The organism is Stenotrophomonas sp. 220_Sma, from assembly GCF_056487375.1.
Genome location: NZ_CM151348.1, coordinates 2,871,240 through 2,894,397, shown reverse-complemented (window position 1 = coordinate 2,894,397; position 23,158 = coordinate 2,871,240). Strand labels below are relative to the sequence as shown.

The window sequence follows — 23,158 nt, the reverse complement described above, 5'->3', positions numbered from 1 at the left end:
AGTGGTAGTGCCGGCCGCTGGCCGGCAGCACAATTGGGGCGGCGCATCACCGCCGCCCCGATATCGCATCAGAACCGGTAGCGCGCCCCCAGCGAGACGAACTGCCCGCGCAGGTTGTACTGGCTGATGTCGAAACCGTTGGAGCCACCGGCCGGGTCGAACGGCGGGTCCTTGTCGGTCAGGTTCAGCACCGACAGCGACAGCGTGGTGTTGGGAATACCTTCGTAGGCCACGTAAAGATCCAGCTGGTGATACGGCTTGATGCGGTCACGCAGCCCCGGGTTGCTGGTGACCGTCGCCACACGCTGGTCGTAGCCACTCACGTACTGCAGGCTCAGCGTGCTGCTCCAGTCGCCCACCGCCCAGTTCAACGACGTGGTGCCGCGGGTGCGCGGCAGTGCGCCGTGGCGGTTGTTGCCGGCCCCGTCATAGGGCGCCTGGCCGGCCACCAGCGGCTGCTTGAAGCTGAGCAGGTGGGTCCAGCTGCCGGCGACGGTGAAGTTGCCCCAACCGTCGGTGCGGAAGGTACGGCTGGCGTCCAGGTCCAGCCCCGAGGTGGTCAGTTCGCCCTGGTTGGCGTACTGGTTGGTGATGAATTGGATGCGACCGTTCTCGCGTTGTACGCGGCCCGGGAACAGGGTCGGGTTGTCGACGATGAACTGCGCACTGTCAGGCTTGACCAGGTTGTCCTGTTCGATGCGGTACCAGTCCAGGCCGATGCTGGTATCGCCATCCGGCGACCACACCGCACCCACGTTGAAGTTACGCGAGCGCTCGGCCTTCAGGTCCGGGTTGCCGGTGCGGATGTTGGTCACGCCGCGGCTGCCACCCGGTTGCAGTGGGTCGAACGGATCGATCACCGAGCCGTAGCTGACGGTCTGGCCCGGCGCGATCTCCGGCAGCGAGGGGGCGCGGAAACCACGCGAGAACGAGCCGCGCAGCAGCAGGCTGTCCAGCGGCTGCCAGCGCAATGCCACCTTCGGCGAGAACGCCTTGCCGAAGTCATCGTAGCGGTCGCCGCGACCGGCCAGCTGCAGTTCCAGCGTGCGGTGCAGCGGCACGCTCAGTTCGGCGTAGGCGGCACTGACCTGGCGCTCGCCGTTGACCACGTTGATGGCCGGGCGCAGCTCGGTACCCGACAGCACCTGGGCGCTGGTGCGCGCATCCAATGATTCCTTGCGGAACTCGGCGCCCCAGGCGAAGCCGACTGCACCGGCCGGCAGCTCCCACAGCGTGGTCGACGCCTTTACGTTCAACGAGTGCAGCTTGTACCAGCCGGGGCGTTTGGTCTGCAGGCGCAGTGCATCCAGCGCCCCCGGCGTGCTGGACGGGTTGAGGAAGTTGTAGCTGCCATCGCGCAGGATCTGCTCGAAGGCGTAGCGGTTGACGAAGTTGTCGACGTACTCGCGCTGTGCACTCTGCGAGGTCAGCGCTGCCACTTCCCAGTCCCAGCGCTCGCCACTGCCACGCACCCCGGCTAGGGCACGGTAGAACACTTGGGTGTTGTCCTTCAGGCGCGGGCCGAGATCGAAGAAGGTGTACTCGAACGGCAGCGGCGTGCTGCCCGGGTTGTTCGGGTGGCCGACCGGCAGCACCGCCGGCACATCGATCAGGGTGCCGGTGGCCGGGTTGTAGGCGCGCAGGCCGGGGCCGACGGTCAACGGCGCGCTGAAGATCTGGTCGGCCTTGTTGTGGCTGTACAGCACATCGGCAAACGCTTCGACTCTGTCATTGAAGCGGTAGGTCGCACTCAGCGACGCCTGCAGGCGCTCGGCGCCGGGCTGCAGGGTCTTGAACGGCTGCGCATTGAAGGCGCAGGCCTGGCCGGGCAGGGTGCTGCCGAAGTCGCTGTACGGGCGCAGCTGGCTGCCGTCGGGGCAGTTGGCGAACGGTTGCGGCGCACGCGGGTTGCTCAGCCAGTTGCCACCGGCAGTGGACCACCCGGCCAGGCGACCACCGGGCTTGTCGCGGAAATCGCCGCTGCGGGTATAGGCACGGTCATCGCCATCGAGGCGGTCGCGCTTGAGCAGGTCCAACCCGAACAGCACGTTCCAGCCCTGCTGTTCCAGATCACCGAAGCCGGCCAGCAGGTTGGCCTTGCGTTCGTTCAGGCCGCCTTGGGTGGCGGTACCGAAGCCGCCGCCGACTTCCACGCCCTGGAAGTTCTTGCGCAGGATGATGTTGATGACGCCGGCGATGGCGTCGGAGCCGTACACCGCCGAGGCGCCATCCTTCAGCACTTCGATGCGCTCGACCGCACTGATCGGCAGCGCATTGAGGTCAACGAAGGTGTCCTGGGTGTTGAGCGCGAAGCCGAAGTTGGACACCCGATAGCCGTTGACCAGCACCAGCGTGTTCTTCGGTGACAGGCCACGCAGGCCGATCGATGCAGAACCGGCGGCGAAGCTGCCGGTGTACTGCTCGTCGAAGCTGTTGCCGGCATTGGCCGACAGGTTGCGCAGCACGTCGGTGAGGGTGGAGCGGCCGGTCTGCTCGATCTGTTCGCGGCTCACGATCTGCACTGGGTTGGGCCCGGCGGTATCGCTGCGTTTGATGTTGGAGCCGGTCACCAGCACGGTGCCGAGGGTGGTGCTGTCCTTGCCGGAATCGGCGGTTTCAGCGGCGCCGGCAGCGCCGGCGGTGAGGCCCAGCGCGATCGCGCCGGCAAGCAGGTTCAGGGTGGTGCGGTACATGGAAGCGACAACGCCAAACGGGGGAGGAGCCGTCAGTACCGCACGCAGCCACGTGCGCCTTCCAATGACGAAAGCGCATTCAGTTATACATCACAGGTTCTTAACGAAAGTCTGTGGCCTCGGTGGGGCGGTCTGTGCTTCGGTGGGTGCGGACCGTTGGTCCGCACTCCTGTGCGGGTCAGATCCCTTTCCAACGGAAAGGGATCTGACCCCGGTTGTCCGGCCATCAAGGCCGCAGCAGCACCTTGCCATTGCGGCCGGAACCGGCACCGGCCTTTGCTGCCTGGGCGATGTCGTCCAGTGCGAAGATCTGCTCCACAGGCAGGGTCAGTTCGCCGCTCGCCGCGCGCTTCAGCAGTTCGCCAACCAGCCGGCGCTTGTCCTCCACCGCCATCGCCTGGCTGACCTTGCTGCCCCAGAAACCCTTCACCGTGGCTTCCTTGTAGATCAGGCCGCCGGCGGGAATGCGCATGGGTTCGCCGCTCATCACACCGAACGACACCAGGGTGCCGTGGTGGCCAAGCAGGTCGACCAGATCGCCGCTGGCGTCGCCGCCGATGGAATCCACCGCGGCCGCGGCCTGCGCTTCGCCGGTCGCCTCACGCACGCGATCCTTCCAGCCGTCCACCGAGGTGTCGAACACATGATCGATGCCCAGCACTTTCAACTGTGCGACCGCATCGGCATTGCGCACCAGGTTGGCCACATGCACGCCACGCGCCCGCGCCAGCATCGCCAGCGATTTGCCCACCGCGCCGTTGGCGGTGTTCTGCACGATCCACTGGCCTGCTTCGACGTGCAGGAATTCCAGCAGCATCAGCGCGCTCAGCGGCATCGCGATCAGCTGCGCGGCCATTTCGTCCGGGATCGCCTCCGGCATCGGAATCACCATGCGTGCCGGGGCGATGAAGGCCTCGGCCCAGGTGCCGTGCACCGAGGCGGCGGCCACCCGCTGGCCGATCTGCAGGCCGTCGACGCCGTCGCCAAGTGCATCGACCACGCCCAGTGCTTCACTGCCCCCGATCGCCGGCAGCGTTGGCTTGTAGCCATACAGGCCGCGCACGGTCAGCAGGTCGTGATTGTGGATGGAGGCCAGCACGGTGCGGATGCGCACCTCGCCGGGGCCGGGCTCGGGCAGGGCGGCATCGGCAATGGCAAGGACGTCGGCCGGGTCGCCGAAGGAGGGGTACTGGGCAGCGCGCATGGGCGGTGTTCCGGGGAAAGTTGATGTTGTACCGAACTGGGGACGCAGGCGTTGTCGACAAGGCGCCGCAGGTGCAACACGGCATCCTGCGACTGATCGTCGCGACATGTGCTGATTACCGCATCTTGTGTTGACGGGTTGGAATATCCCCACTATGTTGTGTCCGTCACTCCCGGTCAGCCGCCGCCGCCGGACATGCAGCAAACGTCCCGCGGCCCGCCCCTGAAGGCTTGCCGTGTCGACGCGGCCGCCATCGAGCGGACCCAGATCGCCCCCACGGCCCGGATACCGGCCGCAGGCGCAGGCTGTTGCCGACGATCTGGTGTTCCCGCGCTTTGGCATCCCACCCCGACCGCCCCGTGCGCCGGTATCGCGTGCAGGGCCGCCATGGCATCGACCGCCAACGCGCGTGCGAGCCTGGAGTTTCACCACCATGACCGACAGTACCTTCCGCGTGGCCGATCTGGCCGGCGCTGGCGACGCCTTGCGCGCCGGTGGCGAGCGCGTGCCGACCTGGATCACCAAGGAGGCCGGCAACCGTCGCCTGCCGTTCGAGGCCGAGCGCCTGCAGCGCAGCATCGACGCCGTGCATGCCGAGTTCCCGCAGCTGGATGTGAGCGACTACCGCCGTGTAGTGCAGTCGATGGTCGAACGCAAACCGAGCATCAGCGCCGATGACCTGGTCGATCTGCTGATCCGCGAGGCCGAATCGCGCGTGGACCTGGTCGCGCCGGAGTGGGAACAGTTTGCCGCGCGCATCTACCTGCGCCGCCTGTACAAGCGCGCCAGCCGCAACCGCTTCTACGACGTCGGCCTGAAGTACGGCTCCTACGTGGGCCTGCAGGAAAGCCTGGCCGATCGCGGCATCTACAGCAACGACATCCTGCGCTGCTACTCGAAGGAAGAATTGCAGCAGGCCGGCGAGATGATCGATCCGGAACGCGATCGCCTGTTCGCGTACAACGGCCTGTACCTGCTGGCCACGCGCTACCTGGCCAGCGACCGCAGCCGCGAGGTCTATGAACTGCCGCAGGAGCGCTGGCTGACCATCGCGCTGTACCTGATGCAGGAGGAAAAGCCGCGCGAGCGGCGCATGCAGCTGGTCGGAGAGGCGTACTGGGCGCTGTCCAACCTGTACATGACGGTGGCCACGCCGACCCTGGCCAATGCCGGCAAGGTGGGCGGGCAGTTGTCGAGCTGCTTCATCGACACGGTGGACGACAGCCTGCAGGGCATCTATGACTCCAACACCGATATCGCCCGTGTTTCGAAACACGGCGGCGGCGTTGGTGCCTATCTGGGCTATGTGCGCAGCAGCGGCGCGCCGATCCGTGGCGTTGCCAATTCCTCCGGTGGCGTGGTGCCGTGGATCAAGCAGCTCAACAACACTGCGGTGTCGGTTGATCAGCTCGGCCAGCGCAAGGGCGCGGTGGCGGTGTACCTGGACATCTGGCACCGCGATATCGAAGCCTTCATGGACCTGCGCCTCAACAACGGCGACCAGCGCCTGCGCGCGCACGATGTGTTCACCTCGGTCTGCGTGCCGGACCTGTTCATGGAAGCGGTCGAACGCCGCGCCGACTGGTACCTGTTCGATCCGCACGAGGTGAAGCAGGCCAAGGGCTGGTACCTGCAGGACTTCTACGACGAGAAGCGTGGTTCTGGCAGCTTCCGTGACCGCTACGCCGAGCTGGTGGCCGATGAGCGCATCAGCCGCCGCACGGTGAAGGCCATCGATCTGTTCAAGCGGATCATGCTCAGCCAGCTGGAGACCGGCAACCCGTTCCTGTTCTACCGCGACGAGGTCAACCGCAGGAACCCGAACAAGCACGCGGGCATGATCTATTCCAGCAACCTGTGCACCGAGATCCTGCAGAACATGAGCCCGACGCGGATGATCCAGGAGATCGTCAGCGGCGACCAGATCGTCACCACACGCCGGGCCGGTGACTTCGTGGTCTGCAACCTGTCCTCGATCAACCTCGGACGTGCGATCAGTGCGCCGGATGACCTGCTGGCCACCGACGTGCTGGAGCGCCTGATCCCGATCCAGGTGCGCATGCTCGACAACGTGATCGACCTCAATGCGCTGCCGGTGCCGCAGGCCACCATCACCAACCGCAAATACCGCGCCATCGGCCTGGGCACCTTCGGCTGGCACCACCTGCTGGCGCAGCAGGCGATCCAGTGGGAATCGCCGGATGCCGAAGAGCTGGCCGACCGCCTCTACGAGCGCATCAACTTCCTGACCATCCAGGCCAGCGCGCAGCTGGCGAAGGAGAAAGGCAGCTACCCGATGTTCACCGGCAGCGACTGGCACAACGGCCGCTACTTCAGTGACCGCGACTACAGCGGCGCGGCCTGGGACAGCCTGGCCCGCGAGGTCGCCACGCACGGCCTGCGCAACGGTTGGCTGCTGGCGGTGGCGCCGAACATGAGCACCGCGCAGATTGCCGGTTCCACCGCCTCCATCGACCCGATCTACAGCGCGTTCTACTACGAGGAAAAGAAGGATTTCCGGCGGCCGGTGGCCGCGCCGGGCCTGTCGCTGGAAACCTGGCCGTACTACGAGAAGGGCGCCTACAAGGTCGACCAGTTCGCCAGCGTGCGCCAGAACGCACGCCGCCAGCGCCACGTCGACCAGTCGATCAGCTTCAACCTGTACGTGCCCAGCACGATCCGCGCCAGCACGCTGCTGGAGCTGCATCTGAGCGCCTGGCGCGAGGGCCTGAAGACCACCTACTACGTGCGCTCCAACGACATCGACATCAGCGAATGCGAGTGGTGCTCCAGCTGACCACCGGCGACCCACGGTAGTGCCGGCCGCTGGCCGGCAACACGATAGAAAGAGAACGAAGGCAGAAACCCATGGCAACCCCCCTCGACCGCATCAAGATCCTCGAACCGCGCCATCCCAACCGCAGCACCGGCATCATCAACGGCCGCACCAGCGGCATCCTCAACTGGAACGACATTCCGTACCCGTCGTTCTATCGGGCCTACAAGGAGCTGTCGACCAACTTCTGGATACCTGACGAGGTCGACATGAAGCTCGATGCCCGCCAGTACGGCGAGCTCAACGCACGCGAAAAGAACGCCTACGACTCGATCATCGGCCTGCTCGCCACGCTCGACTCACCGCAGACCCGCTTCATCTACAACGTGGCCGAGTACATCACCGATCCCGCCGCGCATGCCAATGCAGCGATCATCGGCCAGCAGGAAGTGATCCACAACGAGAGCTACAGCTACGTGCTGGCCTCTATCACCGACCTGCCGAACCAGAACCGCATCTTCGAGATCGCCCGCACCCACCCGACCATCATCAAGCGCAACGCACCGATCATGGGCGCGTATGACGACTTCATGCGCGAGAAGACCGCCGAGACCCTGCTGAAGTCGCTGATCCAGTCCTCGATCCTGGAAGGCATCAACTTCTATTCCGGTTTCGCCTACTTCTACAACATGGTGCGGCAGAACCGCATGAACGGTACGGGCAAGATCATCAGCTTCATCAACCGTGACGAGCTGGCGCATACCAAGTTCATCAGCGAGTTGATCCGCGCCATCATCGGCGAGAACCCTGAGCTGCAGACCAACGAGCTGACCGCCTACGTGCACCAATCATTCGAACACGCGATCGAGCTGGAGACGCAGTGGTCGTCGGAGGTGCTGGACGGTATCGACGGCATCGACGTGGACGAGATGGTGCGCTACGTGAAGTACCGCGCCAACAAGATGGCCGGCATGCTCGGCATCGAGCGCCTGTACAGCGACACCACCGACAACGTGATGCCGTGGATCAAGGCCTACGCGGACAACTTCACCGAAACCAAGACCGACTTCTTCGAGATGCGCAATGCAAGTTACAAGAAGACCAACGTCGACAACGGCTTCGATGACCTCTGAGCCCAGCGAAGCGCTGAGCATCCTGCTGGTGGTGGCCTCGTTGAGTGGCAACACCCGCGAGCTCGGCCGGCAGATTGCCGAGCGTTGCCGCGCAGCGGGCCATGCGGTGCACTGGCAGGAGGCCGACGATCTGCGCCAGGCGCCCCCCCTGGCGGCCGACGAGGCCGACCTGGTGCTGCTGGGCTGCTGGACCGACAACGCCGGCCGCACGCCGGCGGAGATGAAGGCGTGGGTGGCCGGTATTACGGAGCGCGGCGAGCGGCCACGGCAGCTGGCGGTGTTCGGTACCGGCGAAACGCAGTGGGGGCAGGAGTACTACTGCGGCGCCGTGCACCGGCTGATCCGCTACTTCCGCAGCGACTACCCGCCGCTGGAGATCGAACAGATGCCGCATGGCGTTCGCCATGCCGCGGCCATCGAGGCCTGGACCGACGCGGTCCTGGCCCATTACTGGAGCAACACCGATGCAGATCATCGACGCCACCACGCCTGAGCAGTTCCAGCAGCTGCTGGCCGCACACCCGCGGGTGCTGGTGGATTTCCACAAGGATCAGTGCCCAGGGTGCCGGATGCTGGAGATGTCGCTGCACCGCGTGGCGACCAGCAGTGCAGGGCAGGGCATCACCCTGCTGCGCGTGCAGCTGGAAGTGCTGGGTGAAGCGTTCTTCAGCGGACTGGGGTTGCGGCAGACGCCGACGCTGTCCCTGTTCCGTGACGGCGACGAACGCACGCGCCTGGCCGGGTTCCAGTCGCCGCAGCAGATTGAAGCCGCCATTGCGCTGTATCTGTAGAGTCGAGCGATGCTCGACTGCTGTTCGCGCGGTGATGGAATGAGTCGAGCATGGCTCGACTCTACAAAGGCATACACGCGTGGCGCGGATCTGCTGGCGGGATTTGCTTTCTGTAGAGTCGAGCCATGCTCGACTGCTGTTCGCGCGGTGATGGAATGAGTCGAGCATGGCTCGACTCTACAAAGGCATCCACGCATGGCGCGGATCTGCTGGCGGGATCTGCTTTCTGTAGAGTCGAGCCATGCTCGACTGCTGTTCGCGCGGTGATGGAATGAGTCGAGCATGGCTCGACTCTACAAAGGCATACACGCGTGGCGCGGATCTGCTGGCGGGATTTGCTTTCTGTAGAGTCGAGCCATGCTCGACTGCTTTGCGCGCGGTGTGCGATGAGTCGAGCATGGCTCGACTCTACAAAGGCATCCACGCATGGCGTGGATCTACTTGGGGCAGGACCGAGCCCGGCGTTTGGCATTACCCGCCGCTGAAGGTATCCACCAGCAGCTTCACGTTCAACACCACGATCACCAGTGCGATCACCCAGGCGATGCTGCCCAGCCAGCGCGGGGCCACCAGCGCGCCCATCGTCACCTTGTCGGTCACGATCCGCACCAGCGGGATGATCGCGAACGGCAGCTGCATCGACAGCACCACCTGGCTCAGCACCAGCAGCTTTACCGCCCCCTGGTCGCCAAACAGCATGATCACCACCACCACCGGAATGATCGCCAGCGCCCGCGTGATCAGCCGCCGCAGCCACGGCGGCAGACGCAGGTGCAGGAAGCCTTCCATTACGATCTGCCCGGCCAGCGTGGCGGTCACCGTTGAATTCAGGCCCGAGGCCAGCAGCGCAATCGCAAACAGTGTCGCCGCCGCGCCTACGCCGAGCATGGGCGCCAGCAGCTGGTGCGCCTGCTCGATGTCTTCCACATCAAATCGGCCATTGGCATGGAACACCGCCGCCGCCAGGATCAGTATGCTGGCGTTGATGAACAGTGCCAGGGTCAGCGCAATGGTGCTGTCGGTCACCGCCCAGCGCAGCGCGCTGCGACGGCCCTCATCGGTGCGCGGGTAGGCACGGGTCTGCACGATCGACGAATGCAGGTACAGGTTGTGCGGCATCACCGTGGCGCCAATGATGCCGATGGCGATGTACAGCGCATGCGGATCGGTCACCGCCTGCGCGCGCGGAATGAAGCCGCCCAGCACCGCCATCACCGGTGGTGCGGCCATCGCGATCTGCACCACGAAGCAGGCGAAGATCACCATCAGCAGCGCGATCACGAAGGCTTCCAGCGCACGGAAACCGCGGTTCATCAGCAGCAGCACCAGCAGCGTGTCCAGCGCGGTGATGACCGCGCCCCACAGCAACGGCAGGTCGAACAGCAGCTTCAGCGCGATCGCGGTGCCGATCACTTCGGCCAGGTCGCAGGCGATGATCGCCGCCTCGCACAGCGCCCATAACGCCAGGTTCACCGGCTTCGGGTATCGGGCACGGCAGGCCTGGGCCAGGTCCATTCCGGTGGCGATGCCGAGCCGCGCCGACAGCGCCTGCAGGATCACCGCCATCAGGTTGGAAATGAGGATGACCGACAGCAGCAGGTAGCCGAAGCGCGAACCGCCGGCGAGGTCGGTGGCCCAGTTGCCCGGGTCCATGTAGCCGACCGAGATCATGTAGCCCGGGCCGAGGAAGGCCAGCAGGCGGAACCACCAATGGCCCTTGTCGGGCACCGCCACCGAGGCGTTGAGCGCACCCAGGCTGGCCGGAGTGGAGGCCGAAGGGTCGCGGGGTGCCAGGGTATTCATGGCTCCGAATATAGCTCCTGCTATAGTCATTAGCAATGTGAAACAATCGTCTTTATCGCGTTACTGGTCCAGAATTCAGGTTCAACACCGGAACAACCGGAAGGACAGGCGCAGGCGTGGGCAAGACCGACGATTCGACATCGCTGAAAAGCACCCCCTTGATCGAGGCCGAGCGCCAGGTCGAGAGCTTCCGGCAAGTGCGCGAGGCGCACCGGATGGAGCTGGTGGAGGACTATGTCGAGCTGATCTCGGACCTGCTGGCCGACGGCGGCGAGGCCCGCCAGGTCGACATCGCCACCCGCCTGGGCGTGGCCCAGCCCACTGTGGCGAAGATGCTGCGGCGGCTGGCCCGGGATGGCTGGGTGGTACAGCGGCCGTACCGCGGCGTGTTCCTGACCCCGGAAGGCGAGGCGCTGGCGCATGCCAGTCGCCAGCGTCATCAGACCGTGGAGCGTTTCCTGCTGGCGCTGGGCGTGGACCCGGATACCGCGCGGCGCGATGCCGAGGGTATCGAGCACCATGTAAGCGAGCAGACGCTGGCGCTGTTCGAAGCGTTCGTGCGCAAGGCCGAGGGCGAGACGCCGTAACGGTAGCGCCGGGCCATGCCCGGCGGCCGTAATGTTGCGTCACGCATTTCGCCGGGCATAGCCCGGCGCTACCGCGATTGGATGCCGGCGTTGGGACAACGGGCCTGCTGCTGCGCACACGCCTGCTTTGCCCATTCCTTCAACACCGGCTGCAGGCCTTCATAACGCCGGCCTTGCCAGCCATTGGCCAGCACGGCGCCGTCGGCATCGATCAGCACCAGATTCGGCGGTGCCAGCCCCGCCAACGCCTGCAGTGCCGGCATGCGCGCGGCGCGGCGCGGGTCCAGCACCGGCCATGGCATGTCCTGCGCGTGCATGTAGCGGCGCAGCGCGGCCTCGCTCTCATCCAGGCTGACGTACACCACTTCGGTATCGGCGCCGGCCTCGCGCAACGCGTCACGCACGCTGCGCAGGGTGGGTACGAAAGCATGGCAGGGCGCGCACCAGTCGGCGCCGAAGTACAACGCCACCAGCTTCGGTGGCGATGACCACTGCATCGGCCGCAGCGAGCGCTGTTCCGGCCGCATCAGCGAGGCCGAGACCTGCGCATGGAGGTCCGCAGCCATCGCCGGTGCGGCCAGCAGCACGGCACAGGCCAGCAACAACGCTCGATGCAGCTCAGAACGCATAGCGCAGGTTGACGTACCACGAGCGCGCGAAACGCGGTCCGTAGACATAGTCGCTGTCACGCAACGCGCCCACTTCCAGATCCTTCTGGCGCTGATCGAACACGTTCTTGACGCCTGCGGCCACCGACACTTCCTGCTGCGCCCGCGCGCCCATATGACGGTGCCAGCGCGCACCCAGGTCGGTGACCAGGAACGAACGCGTGCGGTGCAGTTCGCCCAGCCGGTTGTTCAGCACCGACATCGGGCCGGTGTGGCGCAGCGCGACGAAGGTCTCCCACGGCTCGGCCGGCATCCAGCTGAGCTGGGCCAGGCCGGTCCAGCGTGGGGTCTTCAGGTAGTCGCGGCTTTCGATCACGGTGTCGCCGCCGTCGCCGGTGTCGTCGAAGATGCGCTGCGGTTCGCGGAAGCGCGAGCGGTACCACGAGGCACCCGCGGTCAGGCGCCACTGCGGCGACGGCTGCCAGCCGAGGTTGGTTTCCGCGCCCAGCACATTGGAACCGGACGCGTTGTAGCGCAGCTGGCTGAGCTGGCCGTCGTCGCCGCGCTGGATCTCGCCCAGTGCGAAGGTGTCGCGGATGCGCGCATACGAGGCGGTGGCATCCCAGCTCCACACCGGATTGGCCGGGTCAGATCGCCAGTCGAAGCCGAACAGGGTGGTCAACGCGCGCTCTTCCTTCAGGCCGTCGGTGTTGCGCACGCGCACCTGTTCGGCCCCCAGCGTATCGACATGCACATCCTCGACGAAGATCTCCGGTGCACGGAAGCCGGTGGCAATGCCTGCCCGCCACTTCAGGTTGGGCGTGGCCTGCCAGGCCAGCGCGATGCGCGGCGAGAACACCGCGCTGTCCAGCTCCGAGCTCTTGTCCACGCGCGCACCCAGCACCAGGTCGACGTTGTCGCGCAGGCTCCACTCGTCCTGGATGAAGGCACCGAGGTTGTGGAAGGTGGCATCTTCCAGCACCGCCAGCCGCTGGCCGTCACCGCTGCGGTTGTCGTCGCGCAGCGCCTCGTGCTTGTACTGCACGCCGAAGGCCAGCGCGTGCGCCCCCAACCGCCAGTTCAACTGGCTGTCGATGTAGTGCAGCGGATTGTGGGTGCGGCCGTACTGGCGCCACGACCGCGAGGCCGCGCTGCCGGCCACGTTCGGGTCCAGCTGCGACGGGTCATAGCCGGGCGCAGACGGATTGGTGACCACATCGCCCAGGCCGCCATAGAAGCTGTCACGGTCGATGTCGGCGAAGGCATAGGCCAAGCGGAAATCGACGTCGGCATTGATCTCCTGATCCCACGACACGCTGCCGCGCCGGTACTTCGTATCCAGCGATTCGGCGATGTTGGCCAGGTATTCGGGCTGGTCCAGGCGGTTGCCGCCGCGGCGGGTTTCATCGGTCACCTGCAGGTCCAGGCGCAGCCGTGTGCCCGGCGTGGGCGCGTACCAGGCCTGCAGCCCGCCGACCTTGAGGTTCTTGCGGGTGATCTCGGTGTAGCCGTCGCCGTTGTAGTCGATGCCACTGTTCCAGTTGCGCTGGGCGATCACCGACAGCCCGGCATCGGCGTCCTTGGCCACCAGGTCCAGCCGCACGTCGGCGTTCTTCTGCGGCGTACCCTTCAAGACATCCACGCCGGCCTGCACATGGCCACCGCTGCGCGCCGGCAGCGGCGGGATCAGGTTGATCACTCCGGCCACCGCGCCCGGGCCGTACAGTGCCGAGCCGCCGCCCTTGACCACTTCGATGCGGTCGACGAACCCGGCCGGGATCTGTTCCAGGCCGTACACGCTGCCCAATGTGGACAGCAACGGGATGCCATCGAACAACAGCTGGTTGTAGGCGCCGGGCAGGCCCAGCAGCTGTACCTCGCTGGTGTTGCAGTTCTGGCAGTTGCTTTCCACGCGCAGGCCATTGATCAGTTCGGCGGCACGCGAGAAGTCAGTGGCCGCGCGCAGCGCGATGTCTTCCTTGCGCAGCACTTCGGTGCGGATCGGGACATCGGACAGCAGGCGTTCGCTGCGGGTTGCAGTGCTGACCTTGACCTGCACGCGGTCCAACTCGGTCGGCTTCGGTGTGGCTGCCAGCACGGGCAACGGCAGGGTCAGGGCGATGGCGGCAGCCAGAGGCAGCCGGCGGGAAAGGGGTCTGGAAACGGGCATGAGGGCGTCGTCCTTGGGAGAGGAAAGGCGGCGAGGGCGACCTGGCTGACGCATATGAAAGCAGAGGGTCATAGATATAGCAACGGCTATATAAATAAGTCCATGCAATCACGAAGCCGAAAGCCGGATCAGAACATCGCGGACGACGGTGTTATAGCATTACAATTAGGCGGCAGAACCCTGCCGGATGTCATGCCCGGCAGGGTGCGATCGAAATCGAGGAACGCCGCCCCGGTCTGGCCCCGGGGCGGCGAGGGGATTACCAGGCGGCGCGCAGGCCCACCTGGGCACCGTGGTTGCGATAGCCGCTGTCGCCACGCTGCACACGCAGGTCACCCCATGCGCTCCAGCGCTGGCCCAGTTGCAGCTGGGCACCGGCCTGCACTTCGTAGCGGTTCTCCGGCGTCTTCGCGCTCAGCGACTCGCTGTTGAAGCGCATGGCCTCATCGCGCTGGCCACGCAGCCAGTTCGCCGCCAGGAACGGCTGCACGCGGTTGCCCTGCAGCGTGCCCTGGCCAAACAGGCGTACGCCGAGGCGGCTGTTGAGGCCGCCGCCGCGACCATCCTCGACCGTGGTGCCATTGTTTTCGATCAGGCTGTCACCGTCGTAGTCGGTCCAGGTCAGCTGCGCCTGCGGCTGCAGGTACAGCGTGCTGGCCTCACTACTGCGAATGGCCCAGGCATATCCGGCTTCCAGCGATGCGCTGCGGGTCCTGGAGTCGTAGGTCTCGCGGGCGATGCCTTCGCCCTGCACCTCGTTGTCGAAGCGTGCTGCCTGCAGCCAGCCGTCCACATACAGGCCGGCACTGCTCTGTGCATCCTGCACCCAGCCCAGGTAGACACCGGCCGACTTGCCCTTGACCTTGCCGCGGGTGCCATAACCGCTCAGCGTCGACACCGCCTGCGTGGTCGCCTCGCCGGTGCCGAGCATCAGGCCGACCTGGCCACGGCCATCGCCCCAGCGCCAGACATCGCTGCCCAGCTGCAGGGTGTTGATGTGGGTACGGGCGTCAACCTGGCCGGCCACGTTCGCCTGCAGCTGGTCACGCCCGGCGCGCACCCAGGTGCCGATGCGGGCGCGGTCGAAGCCGGGCTCGCCGCGGTCATGGCGGCGCAGCTGGAACATCTGCACGGCCGCGGCCTGGTTGGCCAGGTACGCGCCCGGCTCCGGACGCAGCACGGGGACCGGATCGACGGGATTGACCGGGTCCACCGGATCCACCGGATCGACCGGGTCAACAGGATCGACCGGATCCACCGGCGCACACTCCGGCAGCGCCGGATTGATGTCGCACGGATTGCCGGTGTAGGCCGAGGTCAGGTACCAGTTGCCATTGGCTGCGCCCGGCGAGCCTTTGTGCAGGAAGTACTCGTGCATGCCGCCGATGGCACGGCCCTGCAGAGTGAACCTGCCATTGCTGGCACCATCCACCTGCACCAGCGGAATGCCGTTGACGGTCTGTGCACCAGCGCCGGCAATGTTGTTGACGGTGACCTGGGTGGTGCCGCTGGTATCACCGGTCACGTGCATGCGCGAACTCGCTGCGTCGTCGCCGGCCAGCACCGTGTTGAAGTGCAGGGTGCCGCCATTGCCGGCGTAGTTGCCGTTGACGGTCAGCTGCGGATAGGCAGCCGTACCCGCGGCACCGAGGAAGATATTGCTGCCTGCACCCAGGGTGAGGTTGCCGGTGTTGCTGTCGCCGGACAGCGTCCAGCGGCCGCCCTGGTCGACGATGACGTCGGCCGGGCCGAGGATGCGGCCGGTGAGGTCGAGGCCGTCAAGGAAGCGCAGCGTGCCGGTGGCGGTATCGGCGATGGTGATATCGCCGTTGAGCGTGGAGGTGCGGGCGGTGACGTCGAAGTGGGCGTTGTTGCGGGTGGAGATGAGGACGCCATTGCTCCCCACCAGAGTCGCACCATTCTGTATCAACAGCGTATCCGGGCGGGATACAGAAGGCAGATGAGCGCCGAACAAAATGGCACTGCCGTTGCTTGCTTCGATGTGTGAGCCATCGACCGTGACGCCCCAGTCCGCAAGATTCTCTTCGATGGTTGGGCTTGAGAGGATCAGGATCCCAGCCGTGACTCCGTTGACCGTCGAGCCATTGCGCAGCGAAACGGAGCCCGCACCGACAGAGACCCCATACGTACCGCCGGAAATGGTCGAACTGTCGGCATCGGCGTAACCGCCGGCGAACACCTGCAATCCAACGCGCGTGGAGGTGAGGGAGCTATTGATCAACGTCGCCCTGGGATAGGGCCGCCCATTGCCATCGACGGCGCCTGATCGTGCCAAACCAAGGGCCGGGCCGGTTGTAGCGCTCAGCACCGAATTGCGGAAGACCGCTGTTGAGCTCCGTACGAAATTGCTCGTGGATGACGTGAAGGCAGCACCATCTGCATTGATGATTGTTTGGTAGGTGCCGCCTGCAGAGTACGAGTCCAGTGCACCCATGCGAGCGCCGAGAACATTGGCGGTTCCTCCATGGACGGAGAGATTCTGTCCTTCGAATGCACTTCCTGGGGTAATGGTGACGGTCTGGCCTGGGCCGACGTCGACAGCATTTGCGGTGCCCATGGCGGCGAGCATCAATGAGCTGGCTACGGCCAGACCCAACCGTGAACGGACAAACGTGGAAGGAAACTTCGGCGTGAACTGCATCATGCGCATGGGTGTTTCTCCTTGAAGCCTATTGGGGTGGACCTGCATCCGCAGGACCGGAGGCGGCACTGTGCGGATCGGGTCTTGCCTGGGCCATGCAATTAATTTGAAACGACTGCAGCGGCACTTGCCGGATTCAAACCCCGTTCAATAACTCACCAAACTGAATGGAGCGCGTGGTCTGAATAGTTCAGCGTGCGTGAGAGCGCAGTGAATGGCGCGTGCAGGATGCTCAAGCTGCGCATCTGCAATGTAAATCCGTGACAGCGGCCACAGTTCATCGGCGCCGTGGCGCTGCGTGGCGGGGGGGCATGGAGTCGGGGACGGCTCAGAGCCCTTTCCTCTGGAAAGGGATCCGACCCAGGGGCCTCGATCAGCCGCGGCGGAACGCGGCGGGGGTACGGGCGCCGACGATGATCATGCGGATCATCGTGGAGATCTGCTCGACCAGCTCCGGATCCTTCTCCGGCGGCAGGTCCATGGCGGTGGCGCCCATCGCGAACACCAGCCGGGTGATGGCCTTGGCCACCAGTTCCGGGGCATGCAGTACGGCGCCATCCAGTGCGGCCAGGCGCACCAGGTCGTGCTGCAGCTCTTCCTCGAAGTAGTGCAGCTCGCGTTCGACCGCATGCTTGAAGTCGTCCGAGCCGACTGCGCCCTCGCGCAGCAGCACGTGCAGCAGCTTGTCGTCGGCGCGCAGCTGTTCCATGAAGGTCTCCACCGAGACCCGCACCACGCTGGTGGCGGTGGAGGTGGCGCGCTGCCGGGCCTCGCCGATGATGGTGCGCAGCGAGCGGCCGGCCGCATCGATCAGCGCCACGGCCAGTTCGTCCATGTCGCGGAACTGCCGGTAGAAGCTGTTCGGCGCGATGCCAGCCTCACGTGCCACTTCGCGCAGGCTGAGCGTGGACAGGCTGCGGTGCGGCCCGATCAGTTTCAGGGCGGCTGCCAGCAGATCCTCACGGCTCACCGTACGGCGGGCCGGGCTGTTGGCATCTTCGGGCGTCGACAAGGCGGTGGCGGCGGCCATGGGGGTTCCGGTGGGGCGAGGCTGAATCATACCCAATCCGGTTCAATATACACATGTATACACAGGTGTATGTGCGCCCGTATAGTGCGCCCATGAGCGCTGTCGTCCGTCCGTCCCTGTTCTCTCCATACCGCTGGGTCTCGCCGTCGCTGTTCGATTTCTGGGCGGGCCAGCTCAATCCCCTGTGGACCCTGCGCGAGCCGGTGGCCCGCCTGGTCCGGCGCGAGCCGGCCGGCGAGGGCGCGGCGACCCTGGTCCTGCGCACCAACCGGCACTGGGCTGGCATGCGCGCTGGCCAGCACGTCACCCTCGGCGTCGAGATTGAAGGACGCCTGTGGCAGCGCAGCTACAGCCCTACCGCACTGGGTCGGCGCGAGCTGGCGATCACCGTCAAGGCGGTCGATGGCGGCCGGGTCAGCCAGCATCTGGTCAATCATGCGCAGCCGGGCGAACTGTTCCGCCTCGATGCCGCCTTCGGCGAATTCCATATGCCGGCCGCGGCGCCGGTCTTGCTGCTGGCGGCCGGCAGTGGCATCACGCCGATGCGCAGCCTGTTGCGCGACGCCTGCCAGCGCCCGCTGGCCGCGCCCGTGGACCTGTTCTACTGGGAGCGTACCGCTGCCCATCTGCAGTTCCGTGATGAACTGCAGGCGCTGGCCGCAGCGCATCCGAACCTGCGCGTGCATCTGCTGACCACCCGCGAGGGTGAGGCGCCGGCCGCGCGTATCGATACCCATGATCTGCAGGTGGCCGGCGATGACACGCCGTTGGCGCAGCGCCATGTGCTGGCCTGCGGCCCGGACGGCTTCGTTGCCGCTGCGCGCGAGCGTCTGGCGCACCAGGTGGCCGGTTTCCAGGCCGAAGCCTTCACACCGCCGGCGCCGCTGCGCGATGCCAGCAGCGAAGGTGAGGTGTCGCTGACGCTTGCGCGCAGTGGCCGCCAATTGAGCGTGCCGCGTGGCCGCTCGCTGCTGGAAAGCCTCGAAGCCCATGGCATCAAGCCCAAACACGGCTGCCGCATGGGTATCTGCAACAGCTGCAGCTGTGACCGCGTCAGTGGCGCCACCCGCCACCTGCGCACCGGCGACCTGCAGTCCGAATCGGCACAGCCGGTGCGGATCTGCGTGAGCGCACCGACCACCGACCTGACCCTGGATCTCTGAGGACGCCTGCCATGACCCGCGCTACCGACCGTGCCCTGAGCACCGCCGAGATGCATGCCTTCGGTGAGGAACTCGACGCGATCCGCGACCGTGTGATCGGCAGCCTCGGCGCCTCCGATACCCGCTACATCCGCCGCGTGGCCGCCGCCGTGCGCTGGTTCGGCGTGGGTGGCCGTGGCCTGCTGTTCCTGGCGGCGTTCTCGCCGTTGTTCTGGATGCCGTTGCTGTGGCCGGCCGCGATCACCGGCACGCTGCTGCTGGCGCTGTCGAAGATCCTGGAGAACATGGAGCTGGGCCACAACGTCATGCACGGCCAGTTCGACTGGACCGGCGACCCCAAGCTCAACGGCAACACCTACGAGTGGGACATCGTTGCCACCGCCGACAACTGGCGCAAGACCCACAATTTCCGCCACCACACCTACACCAACGTGCGTGGCATGGACGATGACATCGGCTACGGCCTGCTGCGCATCTTCCCGGAACAGCGCTGGAAGCCGTTCTACCTGCTGCAGCCGATCATCGCGCCGATCTTCGCGCTGCTGTTCCAGTGGGGCGTGGCCGCGCAGGACCTGCGCCTGGGCCGCTGGCTGAAGGGCCGCATCAGTGGCCGTGCGATGTGGATGCAGACCCGCCCGGTGGCGCGCAAGATGCTGCGCCAGGTGCTGAAGGACTACGTGTTCTTCCCGCTGCTGGCCGGTCCGTTCTTCCTCACGGTGATGCTGGGCAACCTGGTCGCCAACGGCCTGCGCAACATCTGGACCTACGTGATCATCTTCTGCGGGCACTTCACCGCCGAATCGGAAACCTTCCCGAAGGAGTGCCTGCGCAATGAGTCGCGCGGCCATTGGTACCTGCGCCAGCTGCGCGGTTCGTCGAACATCAGTGGCGGTTTCCTGATCAACGTGCTGTCGGGCAACCTCAGCCACCAGATCGAGCACCACTTCTATCCGGACCTGCCGGCCAACCGCTATGCGGCCATCGCCAAGGAAGTGAAGGACATCTGCCGCCGTTACGGCCAGCACTACAACAACGGCTCGCTGCCGCGCCAGTTCGGCCAGGTGGTCTGGCGCATCCTGCGCCACGCGTTCCCGAGCAAGCCGCGCCGCCTGCCGATGTCGGACATCATGTCCGCACCGGCATCGGCCAACGCGGGCTGATCGACTCAGCCCGCCTTCGCCAGGGCCGCCTGTTCGCGGTCCAGGCGACGCAGGAATACCTGCATTTCCTTGCGTGCCTGCTGGTCGCCCTTGCTGCCGGCCACGCTCAGCCCGCGTTGCCACGCTTCGCGCGCCGCCTGCGGCTGGCCACTGGCCAGCCAGGCCTTGCCCAGCAGCTTCCACGCCGCCGAATACTGCGGATCAAGGACCACGCAACGGCCCAGATGGGTTGCCGCGCGCACCGGGTTGCCGGCATCCAGCCAGCCCTTGCCCAGGCCGAAGCGCAGCAGCGCGCCGTCCTTGCCGCTGGCGAGCATGCATTCCAGAGCCTCGATGTTCATCAGCGCACCTCCACCAGCAGCTCGGCCGGTCCCGGCTGGAAGCGGCCGCGATGGAACAGCAGCGGCGCGCCGCCGTTCTCGTGCACTTCGATGATGCGGCCGGCCAGCAACAGGTGATCGCCCACCGGCCACTGTGCGTGGCGGGTACAGGTGAGATGCGCTACCGCACCGGCGATGCGTGGCGGGGCGTCCTCGTCGTCATCCAGCAATGCCAGACCGTCGAAGCGGTTGCGTACCTGCGGATCGGCAAAGCGCCGGGCCAGTGCTTCCTGGTCGGCCGCCAGCACGCTGATCGCAAAGCGGGTGGCGCGCTGGAAGGTGGAAAGACTCTGCGCGTGCAACGCCAGGTTCCACAGCACCAGTGGCGGCTGCAATGACACCGGCACGAACGAATTGATGGTCAGGCCGATGGGCTTGCCCTGCGCATCGCGCGCGCAGACGATGGCCACGCCGGTAGGAAAGTGGCCGAGCAGCCGCCGCAGTGCCCGCGGCGGCATCTCGACCGACGGCACCGGGGCCGGGGCGGGGAAGACCCCCGCCCACGGCCCGGCGTACGGCAGTGTCTCGCCGCTCATGAGGCCCGGGCCTGGCGGTAGCGCCGGCCGACCTCGGCCCAGTTGATGATGTTGAAGAACGCACCGATGTAGTCCGGGCGGCGGTTCTGGTAGTGCAGGTAGTAGGCGTGTTCCCAGACGTCCAGTGCGAGGATCGGGGTATTGCCGGACAGGCCGACCGTTGCACCCATCAGCGGGCTGTCCTGGTTGGCGCTGCTTTCAACCTTCAGGCGGCCGTCGCGATCGCTGGTCAGCCAGGCCCAGCCACTGCCGAAGCGGGTCTGCGCGGCCTTGGTGAAGGCCTCCTTGAAGGCATCGAAGCCACCCAGATCGCGGCCGATGGCGGCGGCCAGCTCATCATCGGGCGTGCCGCCGTTGGCGTTGAGTACGGTCCAGAACAGGCTGTGATTGGCGTGCCCGCCACCGTTGTTGCGGACCGCGCCACGCTGCGCCTCGGGCACTGCATCGAGGTTGGCGATCAGCGCCTCGACCGGCTGCTCGGCGATGCCGGCCTGCTCGATGGCGGCATTGAGGTTGTTGACGTAGGTCTGGTGGTGCTTGCTGTGATGGATTTCCATCGTGCGCGCATCGAAATGCGGCTCAAGGGCGTCATAGGCATAGGGGAGCGGGGGAAGCGAGTACGACATCGAAGCAATCTCCGTGGGGAAGGCCAAGAGGGCTGGCCGTGGGGAGACTGTTATCGCACCTCAACATTGGTTGAGGTCAAGAGATCAAGAGGTCAAGACGGAGGCATGGTAGTGCCGGCCGCTGGCCGGCATTCAGCGAAGGTCGGGTTGCCGGCCAGCGGCCGGCACTACCAGAACCCGCTTTCCGAACCCTCACCGGCGCGCTGATGCGCTGCCCCCGCCCCCTCACACACGGATCAACAAAAGCGCCGGCAGGCGAACCCGCCGCCAGCGCTTTCATCAACTCAACTCAACCAGTCCTTGCACGCGCCATCCACCTGGTCACCGCACGCCTGCTGCATCCGCTGCTGCAGCCGTGCCAGCGTCTCCGCACCCTGGTGCTTGCCGCTCCACGCCTTCAACTGCCCGGCAAGTCGCTCGAAGCGCTGGCGGGTGCGCTGGTGGTAGCCCGACGGCTGCGCTTCCAGTTCGGCGATCAGCGAGGCGGTGGCCTGCTCGATGCGTGGTGCATCGTCCGGCGCCAGCTTCAGCAGGCCTTCCACGTACAGCACGCCCCATTGCACGCGGGTGGCCGGGCCCTGTGCACCATCGTAGGCGCGCTTCAACCACTCCAGCGCGCCGGCGGCGTCGCCGCGCTGCTCGGCCAGTTCGGCCAGCTCGGGCATGTAGTAGTACGGCTGCTCGCTGCGCTTCAGCTCGGCCAGCAACAGTGCCTCGGCACCCGCGTCGTCACCTACCTCGCGCAATGCGTACACCGCGCTGCTGATCGTGGCCTGGCGTGCATGCGCATCGGTGGCGGCGGAATCGGCAGCGGCCACGCGCTGCTTGACCCGCTCGACCAGCGCCGCGGGCAGTGCGCCCTTGGGCTGTTGCTGACGGGCCAGCGATACTTCGGTCAGCGCACGCGACAACGCGTCGTCGGCGCGATCACCGCGCTCGGCATCGGCGCGCTCCAGTGCGACCAGCAATTGCTGGCCCAGGGTGTTGGACGTGGCCGGCCCGGCACTGGCCTGCTTGACCAGCTGCACGCCTGCATAGCCGAGCAATTCACGGTTGCGGCGCACTTCCGCCGGTTGTGCCAGTACGGCCTGCAGCAGCTCGCGCACTTCGGTGGGCGAGGTATCGGGCTTTTCGGCTGTAGCCAGAGCCAGCAGGGCGAAACGGCGCTGCAGGGCGGCGTCGGGTGCCGCCTTGGACAACTGGCGCAGCACATCCTGGCTCCTGCGCTCGCCGGCCAGGCGGTTGGCGTCCACTTCCCAGCCATAGTCGCCCAGCACCTGCCAGTCTTCGGCGGCCAGCCGGTCCGGCGTTGCCAGCGCGGTGGCCAAGGTGGCGGCAACAGCACTGCGGCGGCCAGCGGCGACGGTCAGTGCCCGGGTCAGTTCGGCGGCGTCATTGCCACCGGCCACGCGGGTGATTTCGTTGCGCTGTGGGTCCAGCACGATCAGGGTCGGATAGCCGCGTACGCCGAAGCGTTCGCCCCAGGCCTGCGCACCTTCCTCGTCGCCATCCAGGTAGACAGGAACGAATTTGCTGGTCAGCGCGATGAAAGCCGGGTCCTTGAACAGGCCCGCCTTGAGCTGGTTGCACGGCGGGCACCAGACCGCGCCCCAGTACAGCAGCACCGGCTTGCCGCTGTCGGCGGCTTCGGCGAAGGCATCGTCCACATCGCCCTGGCGCCAGGCGATGGCGGATGCCGGCGCGGGTGCCTCGGCGGAATTGGCGGTGGATACCGGGGCCGGGGTGCAGGCGCTCAGCGCCGAAGCCAGCAGCAACACGGAAAGCGCGACGCGCATCGGCAGCATCTCGAAGGGCAGGGTGACAGGCCATTGTAGG

General features: G+C 66.2%; 18 protein-coding genes. 7 read left to right on the top strand and 11 right to left on the bottom strand.

Annotated features, from left to right (window positions below):
* Positions 1-68: 68 nt before the first annotated feature.
* Together ACZLIB_RS13580 and ACZLIB_RS13575 are read right to left on the bottom strand one after the other, a co-directional pair.
* Complete coding sequence (locus ACZLIB_RS13580; RefSeq protein WP_478467886.1) at positions 69-2,693, bottom strand: TonB-dependent receptor; 2,625 nt, start codon at positions 2,691-2,693, stop codon at positions 69-71.
* A gap of 226 nt (positions 2,694-2,919) precedes the next feature.
* Positions 2,920-3,897, bottom strand: a complete 978-nt coding sequence (locus ACZLIB_RS13575) for a zinc-binding dehydrogenase (RefSeq protein WP_049400603.1) — start codon at positions 3,895-3,897, stop codon at positions 2,920-2,922.
* Between the two features lie 433 nt (positions 3,898-4,330).
* Here ACZLIB_RS13575 and ACZLIB_RS13570 point away from each other — a divergent pair, with 433 nt between their 5' ends.
* From ACZLIB_RS13570 to ACZLIB_RS13555, 4 genes are all read left to right on the top strand, one after another.
* Complete coding sequence (locus ACZLIB_RS13570; RefSeq protein WP_071229075.1) at positions 4,331-6,694, top strand: ribonucleoside-diphosphate reductase subunit alpha; 2,364 nt, start codon at positions 4,331-4,333, stop codon at positions 6,692-6,694.
* A gap of 71 nt (positions 6,695-6,765) precedes the next feature.
* A complete protein-coding gene (locus ACZLIB_RS13565) occupies positions 6,766-7,806 on the top strand; it encodes a ribonucleotide-diphosphate reductase subunit beta (protein WP_024957408.1) in 1,041 nt (346 codons plus the stop codon).
* Positions 7,796-8,299, top strand: coding sequence for a flavodoxin (locus ACZLIB_RS13560; RefSeq protein WP_478467884.1), 504 nt, complete (start codon positions 7,796-7,798; stop codon positions 8,297-8,299). The genes ACZLIB_RS13565 and ACZLIB_RS13560 overlap by 11 nt, the downstream gene beginning before the upstream one ends.
* Positions 8,271-8,597, top strand: coding sequence for a thioredoxin family protein (locus ACZLIB_RS13555; RefSeq protein ID WP_478467882.1), 327 nt, complete (start codon positions 8,271-8,273; stop codon positions 8,595-8,597). The genes ACZLIB_RS13560 and ACZLIB_RS13555 overlap by 29 nt, the downstream gene beginning before the upstream one ends.
* A 471-nt stretch (positions 8,598-9,068) precedes the next feature.
* Here the strand turns inward: ACZLIB_RS13555 and ACZLIB_RS13550 are convergent, their stop codons facing one another.
* Positions 9,069-10,400, bottom strand: a complete 1,332-nt coding sequence (locus tag ACZLIB_RS13550) for an Nramp family divalent metal transporter (protein WP_478467880.1) — start codon at positions 10,398-10,400, stop codon at positions 9,069-9,071.
* A gap of 116 nt (positions 10,401-10,516) precedes the next feature.
* On the opposite strand from ACZLIB_RS13550, the gene mntR reads away from it, so the two are divergent.
* Positions 10,517-10,987 carry a manganese-binding transcriptional regulator MntR gene (gene mntR / locus ACZLIB_RS13545; protein WP_478467879.1) on the top strand — a complete coding sequence of 157 codons (471 nt, stop codon included), beginning with the start codon at positions 10,517-10,519 and terminating at the stop codon, positions 10,985-10,987.
* A 68-nt stretch (positions 10,988-11,055) separates the two neighbouring features.
* Here the strand turns inward: mntR and ACZLIB_RS13540 are convergent, their stop codons facing one another.
* From ACZLIB_RS13540 to fabR, 4 genes are all read right to left on the bottom strand, one after another.
* Positions 11,056-11,616: a thioredoxin-like domain-containing protein gene (locus ACZLIB_RS13540; protein WP_478467878.1), complete on the bottom strand. Its 561-nt coding sequence runs from the start codon at positions 11,614-11,616 to the stop codon at positions 11,056-11,058.
* Positions 11,606-13,765, bottom strand: a complete 2,160-nt coding sequence (locus ACZLIB_RS13535) for a TonB-dependent receptor plug domain-containing protein (protein ID WP_478467876.1) — start codon at positions 13,763-13,765, stop codon at positions 11,606-11,608. Before ACZLIB_RS13535 ends, ACZLIB_RS13540 begins: the two co-directional genes overlap by 11 nt.
* 259 nt (positions 13,766-14,024) lie before the next feature.
* On the bottom strand, positions 14,025-16,007 hold the full coding sequence (locus ACZLIB_RS13530; RefSeq protein ID WP_478467875.1) for an autotransporter family protein: 1,983 nt from the start codon (positions 16,005-16,007) through the stop codon (positions 14,025-14,027).
* A gap of 793 nt (positions 16,008-16,800) precedes the next feature.
* Positions 16,801-17,457 carry an HTH-type transcriptional repressor FabR gene (fabR, locus tag ACZLIB_RS13525; RefSeq protein WP_005409961.1) on the bottom strand — a complete coding sequence of 219 codons (657 nt, stop codon included), beginning with the start codon at positions 17,455-17,457 and terminating at the stop codon, positions 16,801-16,803.
* Positions 17,458-17,549: 92 nt separating this feature from the next.
* Here fabR and ACZLIB_RS13520 point away from each other — a divergent pair, with 92 nt between their 5' ends.
* Entirely contained in the window at positions 17,550-18,620 is a 1,071-nt protein-coding gene (locus tag ACZLIB_RS13520; RefSeq protein ID WP_478467873.1) for a ferredoxin reductase, read from the top strand.
* Between the two features lie 11 nt (positions 18,621-18,631).
* Entirely contained in the window at positions 18,632-19,780 is a 1,149-nt protein-coding gene (locus ACZLIB_RS13515) for a fatty acid desaturase family protein (RefSeq protein WP_088026244.1), read from the top strand.
* Positions 19,781-19,785: 5 nt separating this feature from the next.
* Here ACZLIB_RS13515 and ACZLIB_RS13510 read toward each other — a convergent pair whose 3' ends face one another.
* The 4 genes from ACZLIB_RS13510 to ACZLIB_RS13495 form a co-directional block, all read right to left on the bottom strand.
* Complete coding sequence (locus ACZLIB_RS13510; protein ID WP_008267331.1) at positions 19,786-20,121, bottom strand: tetratricopeptide repeat protein; 336 nt, start codon at positions 20,119-20,121, stop codon at positions 19,786-19,788.
* Positions 20,121-20,696, bottom strand: coding sequence for a flavin reductase family protein (locus ACZLIB_RS13505; RefSeq protein ID WP_033833194.1), 576 nt, complete (start codon positions 20,694-20,696; stop codon positions 20,121-20,123). Before ACZLIB_RS13505 ends, ACZLIB_RS13510 begins: the two co-directional genes overlap by 1 nt.
* Positions 20,693-21,322: a superoxide dismutase gene (locus tag ACZLIB_RS13500; protein ID WP_478467871.1), complete on the bottom strand. Its 630-nt coding sequence runs from the start codon at positions 21,320-21,322 to the stop codon at positions 20,693-20,695. Before ACZLIB_RS13500 ends, ACZLIB_RS13505 begins: the two co-directional genes overlap by 4 nt.
* A 284-nt stretch (positions 21,323-21,606) precedes the next feature.
* Positions 21,607-23,127, bottom strand: coding sequence for a thioredoxin family protein (locus tag ACZLIB_RS13495; RefSeq protein WP_478467870.1), 1,521 nt, complete (start codon positions 23,125-23,127; stop codon positions 21,607-21,609).
* Positions 23,128-23,158: the final 31 nt, after the last annotated feature.

What these genes read in the sequence shown, in the direction of transcription:
- ACZLIB_RS13535 (WP_478467876.1), bottom strand. Translation starts at nt 13,765, where the DNA reads ATGCCCGTTTCCAGACCCCTTTCCCGCCGGCTGCCTCTGGCTGCCGCC.
- ACZLIB_RS13575 (WP_049400603.1), bottom strand. Translation starts at nt 3,897, where the DNA reads ATGCGCGCTGCCCAGTACCCCTCCTTCGGCGACCCGGCCGACGTCCTT.
- fabR (WP_005409961.1), bottom strand. Translation starts at nt 17,457, where the DNA reads ATGGCCGCCGCCACCGCCTTGTCGACGCCCGAAGATGCCAACAGCCCG.
- ACZLIB_RS13550 (WP_478467880.1), bottom strand. Translation starts at nt 10,400, where the DNA reads ATGAATACCCTGGCACCCCGCGACCCTTCGGCCTCCACTCCGGCCAGC.
- ACZLIB_RS13505 (WP_033833194.1), bottom strand. Translation starts at nt 20,696, where the DNA reads ATGAGCGGCGAGACACTGCCGTACGCCGGGCCGTGGGCGGGGGTCTTC.
- ACZLIB_RS13520 (WP_478467873.1), top strand. Translation starts at nt 17,550, where the DNA reads ATGAGCGCTGTCGTCCGTCCGTCCCTGTTCTCTCCATACCGCTGGGTC.
- ACZLIB_RS13555 (WP_478467882.1), top strand. Translation starts at nt 8,271, where the DNA reads ATGCAGATCATCGACGCCACCACGCCTGAGCAGTTCCAGCAGCTGCTG.
- ACZLIB_RS13510 (WP_008267331.1), bottom strand. Translation starts at nt 20,121, where the DNA reads ATGAACATCGAGGCTCTGGAATGCATGCTCGCCAGCGGCAAGGACGGC.
- ACZLIB_RS13570 (WP_071229075.1), top strand. Translation starts at nt 4,331, where the DNA reads ATGACCGACAGTACCTTCCGCGTGGCCGATCTGGCCGGCGCTGGCGAC.
- ACZLIB_RS13515 (WP_088026244.1), top strand. Translation starts at nt 18,632, where the DNA reads ATGACCCGCGCTACCGACCGTGCCCTGAGCACCGCCGAGATGCATGCC.
- ACZLIB_RS13580 (WP_478467886.1), bottom strand. Translation starts at nt 2,693, where the DNA reads ATGTACCGCACCACCCTGAACCTGCTTGCCGGCGCGATCGCGCTGGGC.
- ACZLIB_RS13540 (WP_478467878.1), bottom strand. Translation starts at nt 11,616, where the DNA reads ATGCGTTCTGAGCTGCATCGAGCGTTGTTGCTGGCCTGTGCCGTGCTG.
- ACZLIB_RS13560 (WP_478467884.1), top strand. Translation starts at nt 7,796, where the DNA reads ATGACCTCTGAGCCCAGCGAAGCGCTGAGCATCCTGCTGGTGGTGGCC.
- ACZLIB_RS13495 (WP_478467870.1), bottom strand. Translation starts at nt 23,127, where the DNA reads ATGCTGCCGATGCGCGTCGCGCTTTCCGTGTTGCTGCTGGCTTCGGCG.
- ACZLIB_RS13565 (WP_024957408.1), top strand. Translation starts at nt 6,766, where the DNA reads ATGGCAACCCCCCTCGACCGCATCAAGATCCTCGAACCGCGCCATCCC.
- ACZLIB_RS13500 (WP_478467871.1), bottom strand. Translation starts at nt 21,322, where the DNA reads ATGTCGTACTCGCTTCCCCCGCTCCCCTATGCCTATGACGCCCTTGAG.